3 protein-coding genes are annotated in these 4,662 nt (G+C 59.5%); 1 reads left to right on the top strand and 2 read right to left on the bottom strand.

Translation table 11 applies throughout. From position 1 onward, the window contains the following. Positions 1–128: 128 nt before the first annotated feature. Both GOB93_RS20515 and GOB93_RS20510 read right to left on the bottom strand, forming a co-directional pair. Complete coding sequence (locus GOB93_RS20515) at positions 129–908, bottom strand: helix-turn-helix domain-containing protein (protein WP_035979553.1); 780 nt, start codon at positions 906–908, stop codon at positions 129–131. Beyond that, on the bottom strand, positions 905–1,564 hold the full coding sequence (locus GOB93_RS20510; protein WP_231100957.1) for a recombinase family protein: 660 nt from the start codon (positions 1,562–1,564) through the stop codon (positions 905–907). The genes GOB93_RS20515 and GOB93_RS20510 overlap by 4 nt, the downstream gene beginning before the upstream one ends. Before the next feature lie 64 nt (positions 1,565–1,628). Between GOB93_RS20510 and GOB93_RS20505 the strand changes: the two genes are divergently transcribed. After that, positions 1,629–4,604 carry a Tn3 family transposase gene (locus tag GOB93_RS20505; protein ID WP_173585222.1) on the top strand — a complete coding sequence of 992 codons (2,976 nt, stop codon included), beginning with the start codon at positions 1,629–1,631 and terminating at the stop codon, positions 4,602–4,604. The last annotated feature ends 58 nt before the right edge of the window (positions 4,605–4,662 follow it).

The raw sequence follows: 4,662 nt of genomic DNA, 5'->3' as shown, positions 1-4,662 counted from the left end.
GAGGCCATCGTGTGGAAAGTACGCTAAACAACGTTTAGCATGAACAGTAGAAGAACGTCTGGGTAGCGTGATCTTGCCTGAGGGCAAGCCGCTGTTTCTTTGTTGAACAACGGCAAGCAGCACGGAAGTTAGCGGATGAAATATCCGCTAACGCGCCAATATGCCTGTTCACGCGAAAGTACGACGGTTTCAACCGCGTTGGGTTTGTTAGCGAAACGCGTCTGGAACTGAATGATCTGATAGTCACCCGCTGGCGCGCCCGGCAGCGTTTTTGTCTGCATCACGCTTTGGAAAGTGCGTGATGACGGGCGTCCCAACGGTTGTCGTACAGACTGGATCGTAGTGGCCCACTGCGCCGGGGTGATCTTTGCCTTGAACAGTGTGCCTGCGGCTTGCCAGCTTGCATCCCACTGCCCTTCATCAAGCAATTCGACCCATTTGCGGGCATCGGCCGATGCCTTTGTTTCGGCAGGACGGGCAATGCTTGTCGAAATATTCTGGGCGGAAACCCGGGCGTCGTCCTGCCCGCTGATGGTCAAAAGCGCTGCGGCCGCAATGATAAGAGACATGATAAGCATTCCTCCGGTAAGCCACGCCAGGCGATGCCCCGACGATCGCGGCGGTGCTGGCTCTTTGGCTCTATCCACCGAAGAAGTTGCTTCGGCACCCCCAATTTCTTTGGGGCCGACATTATTTGGGGTGCCCCCATCCATCTCGGCGAGACGTCGGGCAGCTTCACGGCTGCTCGAAACGCCCAGCTTGCGCCGCGCATCGCGTAGGCGGTCATTTATTGTGTGCACCGACAGACCAAGCGTATTGGCAATGGATTTTGCGTCATGGCCGACCAGAAGCAGACGCAGCGCTTCTTTCTCTCGCGCGCTGAGAACCACTTGATCGTCTGTTGTCATGATACAGCCGATGGTGTCGGCCGCGCGACGCCAAGTCGCTTCATCTCGCGATAGACGGTCGATCGCCCGATCCCGAGCTGACGCGCCGCTTCAGCCGGCGACACGCTCGCCGCGATAAGTTTCAGCGCCGCGCTTACCTTGTCGCTGTCGAGCGGCTGCCGCCCCGGCAACCTGCCCTTTGCCCTCGCCGCCGCAATCCCGTCGCGTGTACGTTCTGAGATCAGTCGCCGCTCAAAATGCGCAATGGCGCCGAAGACGTGGAAGATCAGCTCTCCGGCTGCGGAGGAAGTGTCGATTTTCTCCTCCAGGCTGAGCAACGCTATTCCGCGTGAGCGGAGCATGGTCACCGTTGTCAGCAACTCTCCCAGTGAACGACCGAGGCGGTCGAGCCGCACAACCGCAAGCGTATCGCCCTTGCGTGCGTATTCCAGCAGCTCGTCCAGTCCTGGTCGCTCCATGCTCTTGCCCGACATCACATCGGTGAACACACGGATCGTACCGGCTTCTTCCAATCGCATACGCTGCCCGGCCACATCCTGATCACCGGTACTGACACGCGCGTATCCCAGAATGCCGCCCATGGCGCCGTCTCCCAAACGACCGTTCTGTGGACACTGAGTGAATGACCATTCCGGATCGACAATATCCGTCCACATAATGCGTCTCTTTACTCTCCGCTGTCCATAGCCGAGACTGACCTTTTGTGGACGGAATGACAGCGTGACCAGGCTCAAACATCACCTGCTGACAGCCCAGGAACGGGATCAGATGCTCGCCATCCCGACAGACCGGGACAGTCTGGTCCGCCTTTACACTTTCGAGCCATCGGATCTGGATATCATCGGTTCCCGGCGCAGGCGACGCACCCAGATGGGCGTTGCCGTGCAACTGGCGTTACTCAGGCACCCGGGAACAACACTGGCTCAGTTTGTGCAGGACGTCGGATCGACGCCATCCGCGTTGGTCGCCTTCGTGGCAGACCAACTTGAGCTTTCCGGCAGCGACCTCGCCGATTACGCCGCGCGGGAGCAGACGATGACCGATCATGCCCGCGATCTGATGACGATCCTTGGCCTGCGCGCGCCCCAGAGAGTCGATATCCCGTTCATGATCGAGGCTGCGGCAAACGCAGCCTGGGCCACGGACAGCGGCATCGTAATCGTCCGGGCCGTGATGGACGCGCTACGCCATGCCAAAATCGCACTCCCTTCGATTTCAACCATCGAACGCGCCAGCATTGCGGGACGGGCGCGGGCCCGACGGAAGACCGCGCAGGCGTTAACGCAGGGCCTCACAGGCGATCAGGTCACGGCGCTGGATCGGCTTTTCGCCACAACGCCTGAAGGGAGCATCAGCCAACTTGCCTCGCTCAAGACCATACCGGTTGCCGTCAAGCCGGATCACATCAAGCGCATTCTGGAATTGTTGAGACAGGTTCGACAGATCGGGATTGATCCCGTCGTCGCCAAGCGCATTCACATCGACCGCTTTCACCAATACGTCCGGGAAGGCCGGATATCTCCGGCCTCGATGATCGAGCGCTACACGCCATCACGCCGTTACGCCACGCTCGTCGCTTTCCTGATCGATGCCGAGGAACGTCTGACGGACAGCGCCCTGGACATGGCTGACAAGCTGGTCGGCAGCATCTTTACCCGGGCACGGAACACAAAGGCCCGCAGCTTTTCGGCAACATCGAAGAACGTCGCACGCCTGATGCGCCTGTTTCAGGCGACCATCGATGCCTTGGCCGAGGCGGCCAGCGACGGCAGAGATCCTATGGAAACTCTGGATGCCACGGTCGGATGGGCGACCCTGTTGAAAGCAAGGTCAGAGGTTGGGGCGATCGCCAGGACTGCCGACCTCGATCCTCTGACAGCCGCTGCGGAGCGTTATATTACCCTTCGAAAATTCGCGCCCGATCTGCTGGAAACGCTGGAATTCCAGGCAGGAAGAGGAGGCGCCAAGACCCTGGCTGCGATCACGTTGTTGCGGAACCTCAACAGAGCAGGCAAACGCGATTTACCTGGCGACGCACCGATGCCGTTTCGCAAGGAATGGCAGAAGATCGTTATCGATCAGGATGACAAGCCCAACCGGCGTCTGTGGGAAATCGCGACGCTCGCGCATTTGCGCAACAAGCTGCGTTCCGGTGATGTGTGGATCGAGCGGTCGGCCAATTATCGTCGCTTCGACAGCTACATGCTCAGTACGGAGCAGGCAAAACCGTTCATTGCCGAACTTGACCTTCCCCTGTCGGCGGATGAATGGCTGGATCAGCGCGCTCGCGAATTGGATAAACGCCTGAAGAAGTTTGCGCAAAGCCTGAAACGCGACGCTTTGCAAGGCGTACGATTCCGAGACGGGCACCTCCAGATATCGCCGATACGCGCAACAACGCCTCCCAAGGCGGAAGACCTGGCGCAACAGCTCAACGCCCTGATGCCGCCAATCCGCATCACGGAGCTGCTGCACGAGGTGGCGCAGGCCACCGGTTTTTTGAACGCCTTTACCAACCTGCGCACGGGCGAAGCCTGCCCCCACGAGAACGCGTTGCTTGCTGCCATTCTGGCGGACGCTACCAATCTGGGGCTGTCACGCATGGCTGCCGCGAGTCACGGCGTTACCCGTGATCAGCTCTTCTGGACCCACGACGCTTACGTCCGCGACGAAAATTACCGCAAGGCGCTGGCTATCCTCATCGACTCTCACCATCGTCTGCCATTTTCCCGCATCTGGGGTGAGGGTTCGAGTTCAAGCTCCGATGGACAGTTCTTTCGCGGGGCCAAGCGCGGTGCCTCAGGCGGAGACGTCAATGCCCGCTATGGCGTCGACCATGGGTTCAGCTTTTACACGCATGTGTCTGATCAGCGCGCCCCATACCATGTGAAGGTCATCTCGGCTGCGACACACGAAGCGCCATACGTGCTCGACGGCCTGACCAATCATGGAACGGGGCTTAAAATCACCGAGCATTATACCGACACGGGTGGTGCCACCGACCATGTCTTCGCGCTCTGCGCCCTGTTGGGTTTTCGCTTTTGCCCACGCCTGCGCGACTTTCCGGATAGACGCCTGGCGTCCATCGCACCGGCCAGTTCCTATGCCTCCATCAGCCCGCTGCTTGGCAAAACCATCTGCACCGACATCATTCGGGAACAATGGGAGGACGTGCTGCGGCTTGTCGGATCAATCAAGGCCGGGCATGTCGCGCCCTCCAGGATGTTGCGCAAGCTTGCTGCCTATGAGCGCCAGAATCGGCTCGACGTCGCACTCCAGGAAATCGGCAAGATCGAGCGCACTCTGTTCATGCTCGACTGGCTCGAAACCCCTGATCTGCGGCAGAGATGTCAGGCAGGGCTCAACAACAGCGAGCAGCGGCATGTGCTGACCCAGGCAATCCATACCTTCCGCCAGGGACGGATCATCGACCGCAGCCATGAAGCCCAGCAATACCGGGCGTCGGGCCTCAATCTCGTCATCGCGGCGATCGTCTACTGGAATACAGTCTATCTGCAAACCGCCGTCACACATCTGCGCTCAACATCGGCGGCCGTCCCTGAGGACCTGCTGGCGCATACTTCCCCGGTGGGATGGGAGCACATCGCCTTTTCCGGAGACTTTCTCTGGGACAAAGCCGCAGCTTCTGCGGGCCGCAAGACGCTCAATCTGTCGAAACAGGCTCGTGCCGCCTGATCGTTCCTTTATTGTTCATGCCAAACGTTGTTTAGCGTACCATCCACACGATGGCCTC

It is taken from the genome of Acetobacter musti (assembly GCF_011516835.1).
GTDB lineage: Bacteria > Pseudomonadota > Alphaproteobacteria > Acetobacterales > Acetobacteraceae > Acetobacter > Acetobacter musti.
Note: the sequence above shows the minus strand (reverse complement) of the source record. Positions and strands in the feature narration are given on the sequence as shown.